Genomic DNA, 256 nt, shown 5'->3' on the forward strand with positions numbered 1-256 from the left:
TATATGGTGACGACGTTGGCAGATTGGACACCGACACAGGCCAAATTCCAGAGTGCCGCTACTGAGCTGGGTGACGATTCCATGTATTTGACCGTTCCATATCCTTCCTATTTCGTGGTGGCTAATTGGCAGGATGATCCCACTCTAACCTACTGCAGCTCGCCTGAGGCGGGCTCTCTCAACGCAGATATCTGTCGGTATATTAATTACCCGCTTCAGTACGAAGTTCAGATGGTGCCGCAGAGTACCGCTACGG

General features: G+C 51.6%; 1 protein-coding gene. It reads left to right on the top strand.

The window, feature by feature from the left end; translation table 11 throughout:
* Positions 1-15: 15 nt before the first annotated feature.
* Positions 16-256, top strand: a 241-nt coding sequence (locus ACX9YW_RS23235; RefSeq protein WP_460351119.1) for a hypothetical protein, incomplete at its 3' end; no start/stop codon positions are given.

The sequence above is a fragment of the Pseudoneobacillus rhizolycopersici genome (genome assembly GCF_054786815.1).